The following is a 23549-nucleotide window of genomic DNA, read 5'->3' on the forward strand; positions in this document are numbered from 1 at the left end:
GGAACTCAGTCATGACAAGACCCGTCCGGGCCCGTTCGAGAAGGCTGGCCCTGTTGTCCGGCTTGGCCCTTGCCGCCACCGCGGTGACGACCGCCCCCGCGGCGGCCGTCGTCGGAGGCGACGCCGACCACGCGTTCGTCGTGCGGCTGGACATCGGCGGCGGCGGCCGCGCCTGCACGGGCGCGCTGGTCGCGCCTGGCTGGGTGCTCACCGCCGCGAGCTGCTTCGCGGCCACCCCCGGCACGGGCCTTCCGCCGTCGGGCACCCCGCCCCAGCCCGTCACCGCGACCATCGGCCGCCCCGATCTCACGACCACCGCCGGCGTGGTGCGGAACGTGCTCCGCCTGGTCCCGCACGAGTCGCGGGACCTGATGATGGCCCAGCTCAACCTTTCCGTCCCGGGCGTCACGCCGGTCGCGGTCAGTGCGACCGCACCGACGGCAGGCGAGCAACTGACACTCCCAGCCTACGGCCGGACCGCCACCGAGTGGGCGCCGCTGCGCCAGCACGCGGGCACCTTCACGGTCGACGCGGTCACCGGCGGGAACCTCGCGCTCACCGGGCAGAACGGCGCCGCCGTCTGCGCCGGTGACACCGGCGGTCCCGCGCTGCGCACCACCGGCTCCGGCGTCGAGGTGGCCGCGGTGAACAGCCGCTCCTGGCAAGGCGGCTGTTTCGGCACGCCGTCGACCGAGACCCGGACCGGGGCCGTCGACACCCGCGTCGACGACGTGCGGCCGTGGATCGCGAACGTCGCGCTGGGCGTCCACTGGACCGACGCGGCCACGGTCTCCGGCGACAACCAGACCGACTCGGCGGTCGCGACCTCGCGCAACGGCGCGATGACCGCGGTGGTCTGGGAGGACGACCGGCTGGGCACCAATCCCGCCGACACCGTCGGCACCAACGTCTACCTGCGGCTGTACCAGAACGGGCAGCCCAAGTTCACCCGCGCGGTCACCTCGGCCGGAGCGGCGAACTGGAAGCACATCCAGCCGGACGTCGCGGTCCGTGACGACGGCACGACCATCGTCACCTACGCGGACGACCACGACGGCAACGGGTACTACGACATCAAGGTGAAGACGTTCGACTCCAGCGCGCGCGAGACCGGCGCGGCCACGGTCAACGCGAACGCGGCCGGACAGCAGCAGAACCCCCGGATCGCCGCCGACCCGGACGGCACGGGCTTCGCCATCGCCTTCGAAACCTGGAACGACGCCCCGAAACAGGTGCGCCTGGCCTTCTATTCCGCCATCACCCTCAAGAAGTGGGAACAGATCATCAGCCCCGGCGCCGGTCCCAGCCAGAACCCCGACGTGGCGATGGGCGCGAACGGGAACGCGGTCGTGGTCTGGGAAATGGACACCGGCAGCGGCGCGTTCGCCATCCGCATTCGCGGCTTCGCCCCGGACGGCACGGAGTCACTGGGCTACCGCGCTCCCGGCGGTACCGGGGATCAGCGCGACGCGAGCATCGCCGCCGACTTCGCGGGCAACTTCGTCGTCGGCTGGCAGAACGACAGCACGGGCAACAGGCAGGTCGCGGTCCGGTCGTACACCGCGGCGGGTACCGGGGGCGCCACCAGCTACGGCCCGAACGGGGCGGAACCGAAGGTCGGCATCGACGGCCAGCGGCGCGCCGTCGTCGCCTGGCGGTACGGCGGCGAGGTGTACGTGCGAGGCGTCAACGCGGACGGCACCACCACCGGCAGGCTGCCGACGCTGCGGACCACCACCGTGGCCAACTCCAACCCCGACGTCGAGCCCGCGGTGGCCGTCGATCCGGCCGGTGCGATCACGCTGACCCACACCAAGACGGTCAACACGGCCGGGTTCAACCAGATCCAGTACGGCACCGGCCTGAGCAATTTCGGCTGGTAAGGCACTGCCTCCACTCTGAAGCAAGCTCCGCTCTGGAAAGGAAATCCGTGATGTCCTCGAACGAATGGTCCAGACGCCAAGCGCTTCACGCGCTAGGTGGTGCCGCCGCCCTGACCGTATTGCCTGCCGGGCTCTCACTCGCCACGGCACCTCCGGCACTCGCCGCCGCCGACCCGACGGCGACGGGGCTGCCGGACACCATCCGGGGGCGGGCCGTGTGGCAGTACAAAATCGGCGGCAAGGCGGTGCGCCGCGAGGCGATGGCCGCGCTGGCCGGTTCCGACGCGGACATCACGGATTTCCTGAACAACCGGCTCCAGCCGGCCATCCACGAAGACAACCAGTTCGCCCTGTTCGCCGCGCTGCCCTTCGCGGGCCGCGCGGCCACCAGCGCGATCGGCAACGCCCTGGACGGCGGCGGCGCCGCGATGTCGGGCTTCATGCAGGACGGCTACGCCGCCGCGGTCACCGAGGACAAGCGGGTCGAGGTACTGACCATCAAGAACACGGGTGGGACCTCGGTGCAGCGGGCGGCCACCGAAGCGCTGAACACCAACACCCTCGCCGCGTTCACCGCGTTCATCGACGACGGCCAGTACCCGGCCCACGACGAGGACAACCGGGTCCTTGTCTTCAAAATGCTCGCCACGGCTTCACCGCAGGTGAAGCTCTACGCCCAGCGGGCACTCGACGCCGGTACCCCGGGAGCGATCAACTGGTTCCTGCGCACCGGCCAGTACATCGCGCGTGCCCGCGACGAAGAGGCCGCCACCATCGAGCAGCTGGTCGGGATCGTCGAGCGGGAAGGCCGGATCGCGCAACGGTGCACCGACCAGGCCGTTGCCCTGTCCAACGCCGCGAAAGAGGCGGCGCTCAAAGCGAAACAGGCCGCACTCGCCGCACTGGCCGAGGCCCGCGCCGCGCAGAACGACGTGCGCCGCTCGGCGAAGGCGGCCAACGCCGCCGCCCGCGCGGCGAAGGGCGCGGCCTCCTGCGCGGCCACCGCGATCAGCGCGTCCCGTGCCGCACAGCAAGCCGCGCGCCGCGCCGCTTACGCCTCCCAGGCCGCCGCGCACGCCACGGCCGCGGCGGGCCGGGCGGCCGCTCGCGCGTACAACGCCGCCATCTCCGCGTCCCAGAACGCGAGCGCCGCGGCAGCCGCACGGCAGGCCGCCGTCACCGCCCGCAACGCCGCCGGCCAGGCGCGTAACGCCGCGCGCGCCGCCGAGCAGGCACGAATCGCCAGCTGGAGCGCGGTCTCGGCCGGTACCTCGGCCGCGGCCGCCGCGACCGACGCGGCATCGGCGGCGAACGCGTCGGCCGACGCCGCGGCGGCCGCCGGGGTGGCACAGGCCGAGGCCGCGGAAGCCCGTCAAGCCGCTGCCGTGGCCAACGCCGCGGCGGCGCGCGCCAACCGTGCGGCAGCCGCCGCGCGAGCGTTCGCCAACCAGGCCTCATCGGCGGCCGCCGCCGCGCGCGACGCCGCGAACAGCGCCGCCGACCACGCGGACGCCGCGGCGGCCGCCGCGGAGGAGGCCGCCGACCACGCTGGTCAGGCGATCGACTACGCCAACAGGTCGACGGCCGCCGCCCAGCGCGCCGTCGCGGCCGCCACCCTGGCCATGGACACGGTCAATCAGGCACGAGCCGTCGAGCAGGCGGCCAGGGACGCCGAGACCGCCTCGTTGGCCGAGGAGACGGAACTCGGCGTCGAACTCGCCCAGCGGGACGCACGGGCCGAGGCGGACGGGCGAGCCAGAATCGCCCGGCAGCAAACGCAGAGCGCACTGACCGACGAAGCGACCCGCACCTTGATCGCAAGCGCCGAAACCGCGTTGCGGGAGGGCGACACCGGCCGAGCGGTCACGCTGGGACGGCAGGCCGCACTCAAACTGATCACCAACGGTGTCACCAGGAGCTGGACGAGATCGGCGGCGGAATTCGCCGTCGCGGGCGGCGACGAGGACGTGCTCGCCTGGCTCCGCGCCGACCGGGTGCTGTCACAACGCCAGGACGACAGCGAATCCGTCGCCGCCGTCGCCGCTGTGGCGACCGTCGCGGTCGCCGACGCCGCCACCCGGGCACTGCAGAACGACGATCCCGCCGCAGTCACCGAATTCCTCACGACCGGCGCCATCGAGGCCGCGGCGGAGGACAACAGGGTGGCGATCTTCGACATCCTCGCCGGCAATCCCGGGACGGCGACGCGCACCGCCGCGCAGGAGGCACTGGACGACGGATCGGCCGCGGCGTTGCACCACTTCCTCAAGGTGGCCATCGTCGACGCGGCCGCCGAGGACGACCAGGTCGAGGCTTATCGGCTGCTCAACGTGGGCGGCCCGTACACGAAGGCGGCGGCGCAGATAGCGCTCGCGGGCACCACCAACATGCGCCACAACTTCGTCGTCGGCACCCAGTTCGACACCATTCAGCTCGACCAGGACCGGGCCGCCCACGTCGCCGCGATCCGGGCGGCCATCGCGCACGCGGCCAGGATCGCGTCGAACGCGCTGGCGGACGCGGCGCTGGCGTCCAAGGCCGCGGCGGAGGCGAGGAAGGCCGCCGCCGAAGCGGTCACCTGGGCGAACCGGGCGGCCGGGTACGCGGCGGACGCCCAGCGGTCCGCCACCGAAGCCGCGAACAACGCCGCGGCCGCCGAGCAGTCCGCCGCGGACGCCCGGCGCTCCGCCGAGCAGGCGGCGGCCGCGGCGGCCGTCGCGAACCGGGCACGGCGGGCGGCGAACTACTCGATGTTGCGCGCCATCGACTCCGCCGACCGGGCGGTCGGGTACGCCGGCAGCGCCCAGGTCTCGGCGAACAATGCCCGCGCATCCGCACTCCAGGCAGGCCAGGACGCTGCCACGGCGGCGGAAGCGGCGAGCCGGGCACGGTTCATCGCCACCGAGGCCGCGAAAGCCGAGGCCGCGCTCGCCGCGCAGCGGGCATGGATGAAGGCCCGGGAACACAAGGACGCCGGCAGTGACCTCTGCACCGACGATCCCCACGCGCGCGGCGACTGCTCGATCTTCGCCGTGTGGCCGTTCGAATCCTGGAACAGCAGGGACATCGCCGCACTCATGTCCCGCTATTACAACGGACTTTCCGACATAACCGGCTTGATCGACGGCATCATCGCGGTCGCCACGTTCGGCATGAGCAGGAAGCCCTGGCAGTTGTACGTCGTCAGCGGCGCACTCAAGATCATGTCCATCAACGCCGGATATCTCGCAGCAGGCACGTCCGGCTACGCGTACGGCTGGGAAAGCAAGGAGTTCCACACGGCCCTCGGCAAGGCGATGGTGAACCACGGCCTCACCCTGATCGGATCGATCGAGATCTACGGCCGCAGCCTCCGGGTCGGCACGTCGCCCATCGGGAAGAATTTGCTCGAGCACCGTTACGAAGAGATCGGCGCTTGGGGGGATCACAAGGTGGAGGACGCCATCGGCTGGGTGCACAGGCTCTTCGACTGACCTGGCCTGACCGCGGCCTGGTAGACCACCTCACGCCGGGCGAGCAGGCGCCACCGGGACTCAAGTTGATCTTGAATGCCTCGGGTTGGTCGCGAGTGGCGATCACCACGGTAGTGAAGGCCTCCTTACCAACCCTCAGGGTAGGCAAGGAGGCCTTCACGGACCGGGCCTGGGATCAAGCGCAGCCGGAATCCACATAGGTACCCAAGACACCGTTCGGGTTCTGACCCGAATCGCCACTCACGACCCACGCCACCTTTGCATCACCCCTCCGAAGGGGACTTTCCCATCAGCGTCATGCGATGTGGGGAAAGCTCCCTTCGCCGCATGAGACGAGGGGAAGGTCCCCTTCAGCCCCGACTACCTCACCCTAAAATCAGGCATATCGCCATCAACCGGACATTCCATCTGGCGGAAGTGTCTCCTGTGGACAGTCAGGCAGAATGCACCTCAGCTCCGCCGACCCCCCTCATGGTGTTCCGGTGTGGACTGAGCGTGAGCAGGATCCGGCGTTTTCGACCAATTTCGATCAAAGTCGTCGGCGAACCACGGCTTTTCGTCGTCGCACCCGCTCTAACATCCGCAAAATGGACCGTCGTCCGAGTTCGTTGCTGGGTGAGTCGAGGCGGGAAGCCGGGCTCACCCAGGAGGAGTTGGCGGAACGCACCGGGCTGACGGTGCGCAGCATCAGCAACATCGAGCGCGGCCGGGTCGCCCGGCCGCGGCGCCATTCGGTGGAGGCGCTTGCGGTGGGGCTGGGTCTCCAGGGCGAGCAAGCGAGCCGGTTCGTGCGGCACTACTGCCCGGACGCGGTGTCGGCCCCGAGAACGCCGGTCGCTTCGGTGCCCGCGCAACTGCCGTCGGGCATCACGTCGTTCGTCGGGCGGCAGCGGGAGATCGACGCGCTCGACGCCCTCCTCGGCGAGGGGGACGGCGGGGGTGTCGTCGTGGCGGTACTGGAGGGTATGGCCGGGGTCGGCAAGACCTCCTTGGCCGTGCAGTGGGCGCAGCGGGTCAAACAGGACTTCCCCGACGGGCAGTTGTTCGCGAACCTGCGCGGGTACGGGCCGGGGGCGCCCGCCGACCCGGGCGAGGTGCTGCGGTCGTTCCTGCGGGCGCTCGGCGTGCCCGTGGCGGACGTGCCCGCCGACCTCGACGACCGGGCCGCGTCGCTGCGCAGTGAGCTGGCAGGCCGCTCGGTCCTCATCGTGCTGGACAACGCCCGCTCGGCGGACCAGGTCCGGCCGCTGCTGCCCGGCCACGCGGGCTGCGCGGTGGTGGTGACGAGCCGCTCGGCACTGCACGGGCTGACGATCAGCGCCGACGCGCACCGGGTTCCGGTGCCGCTGCTGACCGAGCAGGAGTCGTTCTCCCTGCTCGACCGGCTGGCGGGCCCCCGACGGAGATTCGCCGACCGCACGGCGCTCGCCGACATGGTGTCGGGGTGCGGCGGCCTGCCACTCGCCCTGCGCATCGTCGGTGAGCGGCTCGCGCACAACCGGAACCTGGCGAACGTGGCGTCCTCGATGCGTCCGGCCGGAAACCGGCTCGCCGCGCTGACGACCGAAGAGAAGACGACCTCACTGCCCTCCGTGCTGTCCTGGTCCTACGACGCGCTGCCCGGCGACGTGGCCTCGGCCCTGCGTCTGCTCGGCCTCCATCCCGGCCCCCATTGGGATAGCACCGCCGCGGCGGCGCTGCTGGGCACGGATCCGCCGGAGACCGGCAGGCTCCTCGACGCGCTCGTCGACAGCCACCTGCTGCTCGCGCACCGCGCGGACGGACGGTTCGAATTCCACGATCTGGTCCGCGACTACGCGCGCGGCCGCGCCGACGAGGAACCGGCGCAGCGCCGGTCGGCGGCCCAGCGCCGCCTCGCCGAGCACTGTGTGGCCGGGGCGGCCGACGCGGCCGGGTCGCTGACGGCGGGCGACCCCAACCGAAGACCGCTGCTCACCCCGATCGCCGGGAACGTCATGTTCACTGGCGCCGACGACGCGGCGACCTGGCTGGCGGCGGAACTGCCCACCTTGATCGCCATCGCGGAACAGTCGTCGGCCACCGGCGACACGTACGCCCGCGACCTCTCGACCGTGCTGTGGCAGGCGTTGCGGGTGCACGGTCACTACGGCGCCCTGCGCACACTGCACCGGCTCGCGCTCGCCGAGGCACAGCGGGCGGGCGACGCCATCGGCACCCAGCAGGCGCTCGTCGATCTGGCCGCGATCTGCGCCAGGCTCGGCCATTTCGACGAGGCGGTGACGCACCTGACCCGCTGCCTCGACGTCGACGGGAGCCCGGTCGTCACCGGCCGCGCGCTGAACACCCTCGGCACCGTGTACGCGCAGCTGGGCCGGTACGCCGACGCGGCGGATCACCTGAGCAAGGCGGTCACGGTTTCCCAGGAGACCGGCGACCGCCTCAACGAAGGACGCTCGCTGTCCAACCTCGGCTTCGTCCACGAACGCCGGGGCGAACTGGTCGCCGCTCTCGACTGCTATCGGCAGTGCCTGACCAATGCCCAAAGCATCGGTGACCGGCTGAGCGAGGCGATCTCGCTGCACAATCTCGGGGACGTGTACCGCGCGCTGGGCCGGTGGTCGGAAGCCCACGACCACCTCGACCGATCGCTGACGGTCAGCAGGGCCGAAGGTCACCGGGAGGCCGAAGGGTACGCACTGGCCTATCTCGGGCTGGTGCATCTCCGGCAGGGCGACGCGGCAGCGGCCCGCCTGCATCAGGAAGCGGCGCTCGACATCGCGATGACAACCGGCATCCGGCCGCTGGAGACCCTCGTGCACAACGGGCTCGCGGACAGCGCGCTGGCGTGCGGCGACCGGTCGGCCGCGCTGGCGCACTACACACGGGCCGCCGAACTCGCCCGGCTCACCCGCGAACCGCACGAGGAGGCCCGCGCGCTGACCGGTATCGCCGCGACCCACGACGACGTAGGGGCTCCGGACAAGGCCAGGCCGTACCGCGAACGCGCGCGGTCGCTTTACGACGCGATGGGCATCGCGATGGTGGCTTCGTGACCGGAACTTGCCGTCCGCATTGTTCCGGTCGGAATTCCTGGACCGGGCGCCGAACCGGAAGTTCAATCTGCCGAGGCCTGTGAAGTCCGGCCGGGTCACGAGGGGGTTCAGCGGGTTGCGGGTAGATCTGGGTGTGTTCGAACGGGTACACGAGGCGTTCGAGGAGCAGGCGAGAAGGACACCCCACCGCTGTGCGCTCGTCGCGGGCGACGAGCGGCTGAGCTACGCCCGGCTGGACGAGGTCGCGAACACGGTCGCGCACGCCCTGCTCCGCCGTGGGGTTGCTCGCGGAGACCTGGTCGGCGTGTGCCTGCGCCGCGGCCGGTGGCTGGTGCCCGCGCTGCTGGGGGTGCTGAAGGCGGGCTGCGCGTACGTCCCGCTGGACCCGTCCGCTCCCCCGGCGCACGGCGCGTCGGTCGTCGCGGACTCCGGACTGTCGCTGGTGGTGGCGGACGAATCGGGTCCGGCCGCGCTCGCGGACGCCGGCGTGCCGGTGCTGGCCGTCGGGGACGTCGCCGCATCGCCCACGACCTCCCCCGGTGTCCCGGGTTCCGGCACGGACCTCGCGTACGTGATCTACACGTCCGGCTCCACCGGCAGGCCGAAAGGTGTCCAGGTCGAGCATCGCAACGTGCTCGCGTTGCTGGCGTGGGCGGCCGCGACCTACGGCGACGACGAACTGCGTGGCGTGCTCGGCGCCGCGTCGGTCTGCTTCGACGCGTCCGTCGCCGAGGTGTTCCCGCCCCTGGTGACCGGCGGGAGCCTGGTGCTCGCCGAGAACCTGCTCGCGCTGCCCGGACTGGCCGCACGGGACGAGGTGACGTTCGTCCAGGGCGTGCCGTCCGTGCTGGCGGTGCTGGCGCGCACACCGCTGCCGCGTTCGGTGCGGACCGTCGCGATCGCGGGCGAGGCACTGCACCGGTCGCTCGTCGACCGCCTCTACGCCAACGAGGGCGTGCGGCGGATCGTGAACTGCTACGGCCCGACCGAGGCGACCGTGAACTGCTCGTGCCACGAGGTCGCCCGGGACGGGATGGACGACCCGCCGATCGGAACCCCGCTTCCCGGCGCCGCGTTCTCGGTGCGGGACGCCGACGGTCGCGCGCTCGGCGACGACGAGGTCGGTGAACTGTGGGTCAGCGGGACGCTCGTGACCCGCGGGTACCTGGGGCAGCCGGAGCTGACGGCCGAGAAGTTCGTGGCCGACTCCCGCGGCGTCCGGCATTACCGCACCGGTGACCTGGTCCGGCGCCGCGACGGCGTGCACCACTTCGTCGGCCGCGCCGACGACCAGGTGAAGGTGCGTGGCTTCCGGATCGAACCGGGACAGGTCCAGGCGGCGCTCCTCACCCATCCGGCCGTCGGCAACGCCGTGGTGCTCGCGCCGGCCGACGAACACGGGGAGCGCAGGCTCGTCGGGTTCGTCGAACCGGCCGCTGACGGGCTGTCCGAGCCGGAGCTGCTGCGCTGGCTGCGGTCGCGGCTGCCCGCACACCTGGTGCCGTCACGGATCGCCGTGCTCGACGCGATCCCGCTCGGCACGACCGGGAAGGCGGACCGGACCGCGCTGGCGGCGTGGGTGTTCGACCGCGGGGACACCGAGTACGCCGCTCCGGGCACCGAGGCCGAGCGGCTGGTCGCCGAGGTGGTCGCGGCCGCGTTCGGGCTGCCGGAAATCGGTGTGCACGACCGGTTCTCCGAGTCGGGCGGGCACTCCCTCGCCGCGGCACGTGCGGTCACGCGGCTGCGGGAGAGCACCGGCCGGGTGGTGACGCTGGCGGAATTCCTCTCCGACGGCACGGTGGCGGCGGTCGCGCGGCGGCTCGCCGACGCCCCGGCCGCGGCGGCCTCGGTGGCGCTGGAGGCACACCCGGACCGGGAGTACTACCCACTGACCGGCACGCAACGGGATCTGTGGACCCTCGCCCAGCTCGGCTCGACCGGCACGGCGACGACCGTCGCGTGGCGGCTGCGGTTGCGTGGGCGGGTTTCGGTGCCCGCGCTGCGGGCCGCCGCGGACGGAATCGTCGCGCGGCACGAGGTGCTGCGCGGCACGATCAGCGACCACGACGGCGAACCGGTCATGGTGGTGGGCCCGCCGGTGCCGGTGCCGGTGGACGTGCACGACCTGCGCGGGCTCGCCGACGCGAACCGCCGTGCCGGGGAACTGGCCGCGGCCGCCGCCCGGCACGCGTTCGACCTCACCCGGGACACGCCGCTCCTGCGGATCACGCTGCTCCGCCTCGCCGACGACGTGGCCGACCTGATCGTCGTGTCCGACCACATCGCCACCGACGGCGCGTCCATCGGCGTGCTCATGGCGGAACTGGCCGGCGCGCCCCTTGCTTCCTTCGCACAGGTCGGTGCGGTGGCGTTGCGGGAACGCGCGCTCGCGGAAGTGCCCGGTGAACGAGACCGGGTGGCGGCGTACTGGTCGGGCGAGCTGGCGGGAGCGATCCCGCCGGACGCCCTGTTCGACCGCGTCGTGCACGGACGGCGGCGTTTCGCCGGGGAGCGGATCAGCACGCCACTGCCCGAGTCGCTGGGGTCGGCGGTGCGCGCGCTCGCCGAAGCGACCGGGGTGACGCCGTTCGCGGTGTACCTGTCGGCGCTGGGGGTGCTGGTCGGCGAGCTGGTACGCGGCCAGGACGTGCTGCTGGGGATGGCGGCCGCGCACCGGGACCGGCCCGAGCTCGAACACACCGTCGGGCCGCTGGTCGACGTCCTGCCGGTCCGGTTACGGATCGAGGCGGGCACGTCGTTCCGCGACCTGCTGCGCGCGGCCATGACCACGGCGGCGCACGCCATCGACCATCGGGGCCTGCCCAGCGGTGAACTCGCCGGACTGTGGGGCGGCGACCGGCCGGCCGGGGTACCGCTCACGCCGGTGTCGATCGCGGTGCAGCCGGACGGCATCCCGCTGTCGGCGCACGGGCCGGACACGCGGCTGGACCTGCTCGGCGAGCTGCCGACCGGCGGCAGCCACACTCCGCTGACGGTGTTCGTGAACGCCACCGTGGGCGGCGCCGAGCTGATCGTCGAGCACGACCCGTCGTGGCTCGCCCCCGACCGCGCCCGCTGGTTCACCCGTTCCCTGCTGCACCTTCTGCACGCCGCGGTGTCCACACCGGACATCGCCCTGTCCGCGCTGTCACTGGCGGCGGACGGGGAACTCGCCGAGCTGACGTGGTGGGGAACCGGCCCCGCGCTGCCCGCCGACGACGCGGGTGGTGTGCCGGACGCGGTGTGGCGCAACGCTTCGAGGACACCGGACGCGGTCGCGGTGTCCGCTGAGGGCGGGCAGCTGACGTACGCGGAACTGGTAGGCCACGCCGACCGGATCGCGCGCGTCCTCGCCGCGGCCGGGGTGGCGGCCGGGGACACGATCGGAGTGTGCCTGCCGCGCGACGAGTTCCTGCCCGCCGCGTTGCTCGCCGTGTGGCGGGCAGGTGCGGGGTATCTGCCGCTCGACACCGAGCAACCCGTCGCGCGGCTGGCCCGGCTCGCGAGTGAGGCCCGCCTGCAGGTCGTCCTCACTCGTGGCGACGCCCAGCCGGTGGCGTCGGAGATCGCCGACGCCGTGCCGGGCCTGTGCGTGGTCAGCGCCGACCGGGCCGACGGAGTGCCCTTCGAGCCGGTGCTGCCGGACGGCGACGCACTCGCCTACGTGCTGTACACGTCGGGGTCGACCGGGCGGCCCAAGGGTGTCGAGATCAGTCACGCGAACCTGCACGCGTTCGTCCGGTCCCGCGGGCTCCGCCCCGGCATGACGCGGGACGACGCGATGCTCGCGCTCGCGCCGCTCGCCTTCGACGTGTCCGCCGAGGAACTGTGGTGGCCGCTCGCCACCGGCGCGCGCTGCGTCGTCGCCGATCGCGACAGCGCCGTCGACGGCCACCTACTCGCGCGGCGGATCGCCGAGGGCGGCGTCACGGTCGTCGATCTGACCCCCACGAGCCTGCGGATGCTGCTCGCCGCGGGCTGGACGGGTGACCCCGCGCTGCGGCTGCTACTCGGCGGCGAGGTACTCGACCCGGACCTCGCCGCGAGGGCCCTGCCGCTGGTCGGCGAGCTGTGGAACGGCTACGGCCCGACGGAGACCACGGTCGCGGCGACCGCGCACCGGGTCACCGGCCACGACCGTGTCCCGATCGGTTCGCCGACGCCGGGCGCCCGGCTGTACGTCATGGACGAGGCGGGCAGGCTCGCTCCGCCCGGCGCGATCGGTGAGCTGTGGATCGGTGGCGCCGGTGTCTCGACCGGCTACCGGGCACGGCCCGAGCTGACCGCGTCCGCGTTCGTCGCCGACCCGGTGCGGCCAGGCGAGCGCTGCTACCGCACCGGCGACCTGGTCCGATGGCGGCCGGACGCGACACCAGTGTCGCGTGACCCTGCTTGCCTTACGCCGCTGCGGCCCACGCGGCCCCTGGCTGCGTCGGAGAAAAGCCCAAGTACGTCCAGTACGAGCGACTTTTCTCCGTCTTGCCAGGAACCACGTGGATCCACAGCGGACGCAAGGCAACAGGATCACGCGACACTGGAGTTCCTCGGCCGCGCCGACGACCAGGTGAAGGTGCGGGGCAACCGGTTCGAGCTCGGCGAGATCGAGTCGGTACTGCGTGGACTGTCCGATGTGGACGACGCGGCGGTGGCGGTGGCCGCGGACGGCGTGGACGCGCACGTGATCGGCTACCTCACCCCCGCGACCGTCGACGCGGCGGCCGTCGAGCGACAGACGCGGCGGTTGCTGCCCGCCTACATGGTGCCGAGTTCATGGCGCACCCTGGACGCGCTCCCCTTGCTGCCCAACGGAAAGCTCGACCGGCGCGCACTTCCGCCGGTGCCCGTCGCCCAACCGGCCGCGGCCGCGCCGCTGTCGGAGGCCGAGGCGGTGGTCGCGCAGGTGTGGCGGGAATGCCTCGAACTCGACGAGAGGATCGGCCCGGACAGCGACTTCTTCGCGCTCGGCGGCCGGTCGCTCGCGGCGACCCGGGTGGTCGGCCTCCTGCACACCCGGCTGAGACGCCGGGTCACCGTCCGCATGGTGTTCGACCACCCGGTGCTCGCCGACTTCACCGCACGGATCGAGCAGGAAGCCGCCTTCGACGACCGCCCGCTCGTCGCCCGCGCGGACCCGGCCGCACCCGCGCCGCTTTCTTCGGCGCAGCGCATGCTGTGGTTCGCGGCGAAGCTCGACCCGGGCAGCGCCGCCTACAACTCCCCCACGGTGCTGCGGATCCGGGGCGCGCTGGACGAGTCGCTGCTGTACCGCGCGATCCGTGCGCTCACGGCGCGCCATCACGTGCTGCGCAGCCGGTTCACCGAGATCGACGGGGAGCCGGTCGCGCTCCTCGGACCGGTCGATGCCATTCCTATGTCCATTGTGGACACTGACGAATCGGAGACGGGCGCGGCGGTGGCGGCCGAGATCCGGCGGCCGTTCGCGCTGGACGCCGCGCCACCGCTGCGCGTGATCCTGTTCCGGCTCGCACCGGACCACCACGTGCTGACCCTTACCTGCCACCACATCGCCACCGACGCGGTCTCCCAACGGCTCCTGCTGTCCGAAGTGGACCAGTTCTACCGCACGGAACCCGACGACTGGCCGTCGCCACCGGCGATCCAGTACGCCGACCACGCCACGTGGGAACGCGAACAGGACCGGTCCGAGGGGCTCGACTGGTGGGAACGGCGGCTGGCGGACTTGCCCGCGTTGCGCCTGCCCGCCGACCGGCCCCGCCCCGCCATCGCCGACTGGACGGCGGACGAGGTCCCGATCCGGCTGTCCCCGGTCGTCACCGGCCGGGTCCGCACCCTGGCGAACGACGCCGGGACCACCCCGTTCACGATCCTGCTCGCGGCCTGGCAGCTGTTGCTCGCCCGGCTGGCCGGAGTACGGGACCTCGCGGTCGCGGTGCCGCACAGCGGCCGCCGCTCCGCCGAACTGGCCAGGATGGTCGGCTTCTTCGTCGACACCGTGGCCGTCCGTGCCGACCTCGGGACCGACGCCCGGTCGGGCCTCGACCTCGTGACCAGGACACGCGACGCGGTACTCGACGCGTTCGCGCACGCCGACGTGCCGTTCGACGAGGTCGTGCGGCGGCTCGCGCCCGAGCGGGACGCGGCGAGCACCCCGGTGTGCCAGGTGATGATGAACGTCCTCGACGAGCAGCCGACCGCGGCGCTCGGCGACCTGGCCGTGACGGTGCTGCCGCAACCGGTCGCCACCGCGCTGTACGACCTGAACCTGGACCTCGCCCGCACCAGCGACGGCTACACGGGCAGGCTCGTGTTCCGCACCGACCTGTTCGACCGGACCACGATCGAACGCTGGGCCCGCTGGTACGGCGCCCTGCTGGACCGGCTCACCGCCGATCCGGGCGCCGCACTGTCCACACTGGACATACTGGACGACGCGGACCGCGCCGAACTGCTCGCCTGGGGCACCGGTAAACCTTTGCCCGCCACGCGAACCGTGGTCGCCGACGTGCTCGCGCAACCACCCGGCGCGGTGGCGACGTCGTCGCCCGCCGGACGACTGTCCTATGCGGACCTGGCCACCTGGTCGGCACAGGGCGCCCGCGGTCTGCTCGCCGCGGGTGTCACCACCGGGGAGGTGGTCGGCGTGTGCCTGCCCCGCGACGAATACCTGCCCGCCGGGCTGCTCGCGGTGTGGCGGGCAGGTGGTGCGTATCTGCCACTGGATCCCGGCCATCCCGCGGACCGGATCGCGGCGCTCGCCGCCGACGCCGGAATCCGGGTCGTCGCCGCCCGCGGCCGTGCACTGGACGTGGCCCGCGCCGCACTTCCGCACCTGACCGTCGTGGACCTCGACTCCCCCGTCACGGACACTCGCCCGCTGCGGGAGCCGGACCAGGACGACCTCGCCTACGTCCTCTACACGTCCGGCTCGACCGGCAGGCCGAAGGGCGTCGCGGTCACGCACGGGAACCTCTCCGCGCTGGTCCACGCCTTCCGCGAAGTCACCGACGTGCGGCCTGCCGACACGTGGCTCGCGGTGGCGCCGCTCGTGTTCGACACGGCCACCGGCGAGATCTGGACGACGCTGACCGCGGGCGCGCACTGCGCGATCGCCGACCGGGACTGTGCCGTCGACGGACACGCGCTGGTACGGCGGCTCGTCGCGACCGGCGCGACCCGGTTCAACCCGACCCCGACCACCTTGCGGATGCTCGTCGCCGCCGGACTTCCCGATCTGCCGGGACTGCACGTGCTCTCCGGCGGTGAAGCCCTCGACGTCGGACTGGCGCGGCAGCTCACCGCCCGGGTCGCGAGCGTGCGCAACTGCTACGGCCCCACGGAGACCACCATCACCGCGACCACCCATCTCGTGACCACCACCGACCTGTCCGCCGACCGGCCGCTACCGATCGGCGGACCGATCGCCGGCACCCTGCTCACGGTCGTCGACCCGTTCGGCCAGGCCGCGCTTCCCGGCGCGGTCGGCGAGTTGTCCATCGGCGGCGCCGGCGTGACATCGGGCTACCGGGACCGCCCGGAGCAGACCGCGGCCGCCTTCGGCATCGACCCGCTGCACGGGGTTCGCTCCTACCGCACCGGCGACCTGGTCCGCTGGCGCGCCGACGGCGTGCTGGAGTTCCACGGCCGCACCGACCACCAGGTGAAGATCCGCGGCAACCGGGTGGAACTCGGCGAGGTGGAGCATGTGCTGCGCACGGTCGCCGGAGTGACCGACGCGGTGGTCGTGGTGCGTGCCGGGGAAGGCGAACCACATCTCGTCGGCTACCTCACTCCGTCCATTGTGGACACCGACGCGGTGGCGGCCGTGCTGCGCGGACGACTCCCCGACTACGCGGTGCCGCACCGGTGGGTACCGCTCGACGCGTTCCCGGCCACGACGACCGGCAAGGTGGACCGCGCCGCGCTGCCCGCACCCACGGCACCGGCGCGACCGGACAGCCCACCGGCCTCGGCGGTCGAGGAGCTCGTCGCGGTGATCTGGGCCGAGGTGCTCGGCCGAGAGCGGGTCGGCGCGCTGGACGACTTCTTCGGCCTCGGCGGACATTCGCTCGCCGCGACCAAGGTCGTCGGCCGCCTCGGCGAGGCGCTCGGTTTCGCGGTCCCGGTGCGGTGTCTGTTCGACCGGCCGGTGCTGCGGGAGTTCGCCGCGGAGCTGGAACGGATCGCGATGACCGCACTGGCGGAGGACGACGCCATCGATGTCCCGACGGGGAGCACGGTATGACCGACTCGCTGGTCACCCCCGCACAGCGGCGCATGCGTGAGCTGCTCGCCGACCGCGCCACCGCCGCACTGCGTGGCGGCGCCCCCGCCGCGGAGCCGGCCATCCCCCGGCTCCCCCGCGACGGGTCGCCGGTGCCGCTGTCGCCCGCGCAGGCCAGGCTGTGGTTCCTGGCCCGCTTCGAACCCGGTGGCCACGCCTACAACCTGCCGCTCGTGCTCGAACTGACGGGACCGGCCGACGAGACCGCGCTGCTCGCCGCGGTCCGCGACGTCGCCGACCGCCACGACGTGCTCCGCGGCGTGTACCGGGAGATAGACGGCGAACCGATGCGGTGCGCCGGACCCACTGTCCCGGTGTCCACTGTGGACGTCACGGCGGCGGAGCTGGACGCCGCGGTGGCCGCCGAGGCCACCCGTCCGTTCGCGCTCGAGGACATGCCACCTATGCGGGCCGTGGTCTTCCGGGTCACCGCCGACCGGCGGGTGCTGGCGTTGACGTTCCACCACATCGCGATGGACGCCCCGTCGGTCGCCGTCGTGCTCGACGACCTCGCCGCCTGCTACACGGCCCGCCTCGGCGGCCGCGACCTGCCGCCGCCACCGGCTCTCCAGTACGCGGACCTGGTGGCGTGGAACGGTTCCAGGCCGGACACCGCCGAGGCCGACCTGGACTGGTGGTCCGAGCGGCTCGCCGGGCTCCCGCCGGTGCTGGAGCTGCCGACCGACCGGCCCCGTCCGGCCGTGGCCGGGGACGAGGGCGCCGAGGTCGAAGTCGAAGTGCCCGCCGCGCTCACCGCGCGACTGCGGGAGATCGGCCGCACCACCGGCGCCACCCCGTTCATGGTGTTCCTGGCGTGCTGGCAGACCCTGCTCGCCAGGCTGGCCGGGACGACCGACGTGCCGGTGGGGGTACCGGAGTCGGGCCGGCGCCATCCGGACGCCGAACGGGTCGTCGGCTGCTTCGTCGACACGCTGGTGCTGCGCACCGACCTGGCCGGGGCGACCGGCCGCGAACTGCTCGCCGCCGCCCGGGACACGGTGCTCGACGCGTTCGCGCATACGGACGTGGCGTTCGAGCGGATCGTGGAGCGGGTCGCGCCCCGGCGCGGGCTCGACGCGTCGCCGGTCTTCCAGGTCATGCTCAACGTGCTCGACGAACCGTCGCGGGCACCCGAGCTGCCCGGTCTGGCCGCCCGGGTCACCGAACCGCCGGTGCGCAGCGTCAAGTACGACCTGAACCTCGCGCTGTCCCGGTCCGGCGATGGCTATTCGGGCGGGCTGGCCTACCGCACCGACCTGTTCGACCGGGGCACCGCGGAACGGATCGCCCGCTGGTTCGTCTCGCTCGTCGACGGGATCACCGCGGACCTCGACCGACACGTGGCCGAGGTGCCCCTCGAAGCCGTCACCGCCCCGTCGCTGGCGGGACCGGAACCGGAGCGGACCGGACTCCGCCCGGTGCACACGCTGATCGAGGACACCGCCGACCGCTGCCCGGACCGGGTCGCCGTGGTCGGCGCGACCGGCACGCTCACCTACCGGCGGCTCGACGAACGCGCCAACCGGATCGCGCACCGGCTGCGAGCGCTCGGCGTCCATGCCGACGAGCCTGTCGGGCTGCTGCTCGAACAGGGCACGGACGTGGCGTGCGCGGTACTGGGCATCATGAAGTCCGGCGGCGCGTACCTGCCGATGGACACCACCTATCCGCAGGCGCGGGTGGCCGCCATCCTCGCCACCGCGGGCGCGCGGATCCTGCTCGCCGAACCCGGCCTCGACATCACCGTTCCCGGGGTCACGGTGCTGACCGTCGACGATGCGGTCGCTGCCCAGCCCAGCACCCGGCCCGGCGTCCCGGTCGCGGGGCACGACCTGATCCACGTGATCTTCACGTCCGGTTCGACCGGTGCGCCGAAGGGGGTCGCGGTCGAGCACCGCAACGTCGCGCACTACCTGTCGGGCATGCTGCCCCGGCTCGGCGACGTGGCGGGCGCGTCGTTCGCGGTCGTCTCCACCCCGGCGGCCGACTTCGGTCTCACCTGCGTGTACGGCGCGCTGACCACCGGCGGCACCGTCCACCTGGTCGACCGGGACACCGCGATGGATCCGGAAGCCTTCGCCGGGTATCTGGCCGAGCATCCGGTCGACGTGCTCAAGTGCGTGCCCAGCCACCTGGAACTCCTTGCCCGGCATGGAGATCTGGCCTCCGTGCTGCCGAGGCGGCTGCTGATCCTCGCCGGCGAGGCGTGCCCGTGGTCGCTCGTCGAGCGGGTCGAGGCGGCCCGTCCCGGTCTGCGGGTGCAGAGCCACTACGGGCACACCGAGAGCACGATGATCTCGATGACGTGCGACGTGGCGGCCGTCCCGCCGCACGAGCGCACCGGATACGTGCCACTCGGCACGCCGCTGCCCGGGGTCGTCGGCCATCTCGTCGACGCGCGCGGCGAGGTCGTGCCCGACGGCATGACCGGCGAACTGGTGATCGGCGGGCCGCAGATCACCCGCGGCTACCTGGGCGACGACACGCAGACCGCGGCCCGGTTCGTACCCGATCCGCTGGGCACCGGCGTGCGGTGCTTCCGCAGCGGCGACCTGTTGCGTGTCCGTGCCGACGGCACCGTGCAGTTCCTCGGCCGCGCCGACGACCAGGTGAAGGTGCGCGGCCACCGGGTGGAACTGGGCGAGGTCACCGCCGCCCTCCGCGACGTCGACGGGGTGGCCGAGGCCGTGGTGCTGCCGGTCGGCGCCGGTCTGGACCGCAGGCTCGCGGCGTGGTTGGTGCCCGCGCCGGGTGCCGATCTCGCGGTCCCGGCCGTGCGGCGGGCGCTGCGTGACCGGTTGCCGGACTACATGGTGCCGGGCTCGCTCTCGATCCTGGACCGCTTGCCGCTCAACGCGAACGGCAAGATCGACCGGGCGGCGCTACCCGACGCGGCCGAGCGGGAGCCTGCCGCGCGGCGGCCGGTGGCGACCCCGGCCGAGCGGCTCGTGGCGCGGGTCTGGGGCGACGTGCTCGGTGTCGCCGACGTCGCCGCTGACGACGACTTCTTCGCCGTGGGCGGTCATTCCTTCGCCGCGGTGCGCGTGGCGGGACGGCTGGGAGAGGCGCTGCGCCGCGACGTCGCCGTGCGCACGGTGTTCGAGCACCCGGTGCTGGCCGACCTCGCCGCCGCGCTGGCCGCCGACCCGGGCGGCGTGTTCGGCGGGGCGCCCATCCCCGTGCGGCCGGACCCCGAAGCACCCGCGCCGCTGTCGTCCGCGCAGGCGCGGCTGTGGTTTCTCGAACTACTCGGCCCGGGGTCGGCCTATCACGCCGATCTCGTGCTGCGGCTGCGCGGGCCGCTGGACGCGACGGCGATGGCGCTCGCGGTCCGGGACGTCGCCGCACGGCACACCGTCCTGCGCAGCGTGATCGAGGAGCGGGACGGCACCCCGGTGGCCGTGCCAGTGCCCGCCGACCGCGTGCCCGTGTCCATTGTGGACATCGCGGCCGACCGGGTGGACGCGGCGTGCCGGGCCGAGCTGGCGCGGCCGTTCGCGCTGGACCGGCAGCCGCCGCTGCGGGCTTCGCTGTTCCGGATCGCCGCCGATGAGCACGTCCTCGCGCTCACCGTGCACCACATCGCGACGGACAACTGGTCGCGCGGCGTCATCGGCAAGGACCTCGCCGACGCGTACGCCGCCCGGCTCGCGGGAGCGGCACCCGACGCGGCCCTGCCCGTCCAGTACGCGGACTACGCCGCCTGGCTGGCCGCCCGCGGGCGCGACGAGGACCTGGACTGGTGGTGCGACCGCCTGTCCGGGCTGCCGCCGCTGCTCGCGTTGCCGACCGACCGGCCCCGCCCGGCGGTGGCCGACTGGTCCGGCGGGCACGTCCGGTTCGCCCTCCCGGCCGCGCTCACCGCACGCGTCCGGCAGGTCGCGGCCGAGGCGGGCGTGACGCCGTTCATGGTGCTGCTGGCCTGCTGGCAGGAACTGCTCGGCCGCCGCGCCGGGACCGACGACGTCGCGGTCGGCGTGCCGGAGTCCGGACGGCATCACCCGGACGTCGAGTCGACGGTGGGCTGTTTCGTGAACACGCTCGTGTTGCGCACGGACCTCGGCGGCGACCCGACCGTGCGGGAGTTGCTCGGCCGGTCCCGCGAGACCGTGCTCGGCGCGTTCGCGCACGCCGAGACGCCCCTCGAAGGGATCATCGAGCGGCTGCGGCCGGAGCGGTCCGTGGCCGCGACGCCGATCTTCCAGGTAGTGCTGAACGTCCTCGACCAGCCGGCGACACCGCCCGCCATCCCGGGTGTCGAAGTGACGGCCGTCCGCGACGCGGGCGAGCAGGTGAAGTTCGACCTCAGCATGGTGCTGGTCAACGACGGCGACACCTACCTCGGTGGCCTCGCCTACCGGGCCGACCTCTTCGACGCCGGCACCGCGGAGGGGATCGTCGCCGACTTCCAGGCACTCCTGACCGGCTTGCTGTCCCATGTGGACCAACCGGTCGCCGCGGTCGGTCCGGCCCGCGCCGGGTCCCGCCCGGTCAGCGAGCCCACCGCCGGACCCCTTGCCGTGCCGGTGACCGGTTCGGGCGCGCCGGAAACGCCGACCGAGCAACGCGTCGCCCAGGTGTGGGCACAGGTGCTCGATGTACCCGTGGTCGGCGCGGACGACGACTTCTTCGCCCTCGGCGGCCATTCGTTCACCGCGGTCCGCGCGGTCCGGCTGATCGACGAGCGGCTTCGGGTCATCGACCTGTTCCTGCACCCGACCGTCCGCGAACTGGCCGCTCATCTCGACGCCGGACAGGAGACCGGCGACGGGCGCCTGCTGCACCGTCTCTCCCCCGCCCGCGCGGGCACACCGGACGTGACGCTCGTCTGCGTGCCCTACGGCGGAGGCTCGGCCGCGGTGTTCCAGCCTCTGGCCACCGAACTCGCCGCCGCCACACCGGACATCGACCTGCTCGCCGTCGAACTGCCCGGACACGACGTGGCCCGGCCCGACGAGGCGTTCCGCACCGTCGACGAGGTCGTGGACCTGCTGGCCGACGAGATCGGCCGGACCGTCACCGGCCCGGTCGCGGTGTACGGGCACTGCGTCGGCTCCGCGGTGGCCACCGCGCTCGCCGCCCGGCTCGAAGCCGACGGCCGCACCGTCGCCGGAGTGGTCGTGGCGGGCAGCTTCCCTTCCGCGCGCCTGCCGGGCAAGCTTTCCGCCTGGCTGCAGCGCCGGTTCCCGCGCGAACGCTGGGTGGCGGACCGGCTCTACCGGGACACGCTGAGGGCCACCGGCGGACTGCTGGACGACATGGACGAGGCCGCGAGCGCGGCGATGCTGCGTGCGCTGCGGCACGACGCCGGACAGGCGCAGGCGTGGTTCGGCGGCGCGCTCGACCCGGACGCCGGGCGGACGCCCCGGCTCACGGCGCCGATCCTGTGCGTGGTCGGGTCGAGCGACCCGGCGACCGAGCTGTACCAGGAGCGGTACCGCGAGTGGGGTGTGTTCGCCGACCGGGTCGAGCTGGCCGTGCTGCCCAGGGCCGGGCACTACTTCCTGCGCCACCAGGCTGCCGACGTCGCCGCACTGCTGCGGGACCGGCTGCCCCGCTGGGCCGCCGGTGACCTGCCGCCGGAAGTCGGCGACGTCCCGGTCGCCGCGACCGCGACCCGGCGCGGGCTCCGCGCGTTCTACACCGTGGCGGGCGGCCAAGCCGTGTCGATGATCGGCAACGAACTGAGCGCGTTCGCGCTCGGCGTGTGGGCCTACCAGCTCAGCGGGCGCGTCATCGATCTCGCGCTGGTCGTGTTGCTCGCCCGCGTGCCGAGCATGCTCCTGACCCCGGTCGGCGGCGCGCTCGCCGACCGGGTGGACCGCAGGCGGATCATGCTGTGCTGCGACCTGACGAGCGGCGCGGCGATGGCCGCGCTCGCCGTGCTGGTCGCCTTGGGACGGCTCGATCTCGTGGCCGTCTGCGTGATCGTCGGGGTCATGTCGGTGGCGTCGGCGTTCCACCGGCCCGCCTACCTGGCGGCGATCGCCCAGCTGGTGCCGAAGCCGTACCTGCCGCAGGCCAACGCGCTCGCCGACATGGGCGCCGGGCTCGGCACGATACTCGGGCCGGTCCTCGGCGGTGTCCTCATGGGACTGTCCGGACTGACCGCGGTCGTCGTGGCCGACGTCGCCACGTTCGCGATCGGGGTGACCACCCTGGTACTGGTGCGGTTCCCGGACCGGATGTTCTTCACCCAGGCCGAACCGTTCGCGAGGGCGGTCACCGGCGGATGGAAGTTCGTGCTGCGCCGCAAACCGCTGCTGGTGATGATCGGCTACTTCGCGGTGGTCAACTACTTCACCGCCGTGATGTGGGTGGGGCTCACCCCGCTGGTCCTGTCGATCGGCTCGACGGGCGAACTGGGTGTGGTCAGTGCCGTCGGCGGGATCGGCGCCGCGGTCGGCGCACTCGTCGTGGTCACCTGGGGCGGCACCACCCGCCGTGCCACCGGCATGATCGCGTTCGTCATCGGCTCCGGGCTCGGGGTGGCGCTGATGGGGGCGTGGCCGTCGGTGTTCGTGGTCGCCGCCGGCCTGTTCGTGCGGCTGGCGTGCATGAGCATCGGCAACGCGCACTGGCTGTCGATCATCCAGACGAAGGTCGGCCAGCAGCTGCAGGGCCGGGTGCTGGCGATCAACGTCATGCTGGCGACCGCCATGCAGCCGCTCGGGTTCCTGACCGCGGGACCGCTCGCCGACCGGCTCGGCGGCTTCGCCACGCTGATGGTGGTCTCCGGTGCCGTGCTGGTGGTGTGGGGTGTGCTGGGGCTGCGGTACCGGCCGCTGCGCGACATCGAGGACCTGCTGCCCGACGCGGCGCCACCGGCGGAGATCGACGCCGATCTCGACCGGGTGCAGGCGCTCGCCGACCGGAATCTGGCGCGGTGACG

At 73.0% G+C, this 23549-nt stretch carries 5 protein-coding genes; all 5 read left to right on the forward strand.

The annotated features are described in order from the left end of the window. The first annotated feature begins 11 nt into the window (after positions 1-11). The 5 genes from AC0685_RS26885 to AC0685_RS26905 all read left to right on the forward strand — a co-directional run bounded on the left by AC0685_RS26885 (position 12) and on the right by AC0685_RS26905 (position 23547). Positions 12-1883 carry a trypsin-like serine protease gene (locus AC0685_RS26885; RefSeq protein WP_478228053.1) on the forward strand — a complete coding sequence of 624 codons (1872 nt, stop codon included), beginning with the start codon at positions 12-14 and terminating at the stop codon, positions 1881-1883. 50 nt (positions 1884-1933) lie between these two features. After that, positions 1934-5356, forward strand: coding sequence for an ALF repeat-containing protein (locus tag AC0685_RS26890; RefSeq protein ID WP_478228054.1), 3423 nt, complete (start codon positions 1934-1936; stop codon positions 5354-5356). A gap of 587 nt (positions 5357-5943) precedes the next feature. Further along, positions 5944-8391: an ATP-binding protein gene (locus tag AC0685_RS26895; protein ID WP_478228055.1), complete on the forward strand. Its 2448-nt coding sequence runs from the start codon at positions 5944-5946 to the stop codon at positions 8389-8391. A 133-nt stretch (positions 8392-8524) separates the two neighbouring features. Further along, entirely contained in the window at positions 8525-16618 is an 8094-nt protein-coding gene (locus AC0685_RS26900; protein WP_478228056.1) for an amino acid adenylation domain-containing protein, read from the forward strand. Beyond that, positions 16615-23547 (forward strand): amino acid adenylation domain-containing protein, encoded by a 6933-nt coding sequence (locus AC0685_RS26905; protein WP_478228057.1) that lies wholly within the window; start codon positions 16615-16617, stop codon positions 23545-23547. Before AC0685_RS26900 ends, AC0685_RS26905 begins: the two co-directional genes overlap by 4 nt. Positions 23548-23549: the final 2 nt, after the last annotated feature.

This window comes from Amycolatopsis sp. NPDC043889, from assembly GCF_056435645.1.

Coding starts and splice junctions, on each gene's coding strand:
- AC0685_RS26885 (WP_478228053.1), top strand. CDS start 12: ATGACAAGACCCGTCCGGGCCCGTTCGAGAAGGCTGGCCCTGTTGTCC.
- AC0685_RS26890 (WP_478228054.1), top strand. CDS start 1,934: ATGTCCTCGAACGAATGGTCCAGACGCCAAGCGCTTCACGCGCTAGGT.
- AC0685_RS26895 (WP_478228055.1), top strand. CDS start 5,944: ATGGACCGTCGTCCGAGTTCGTTGCTGGGTGAGTCGAGGCGGGAAGCC.
- AC0685_RS26905 (WP_478228057.1), top strand. CDS start 16,615: ATGACCGACTCGCTGGTCACCCCCGCACAGCGGCGCATGCGTGAGCTG.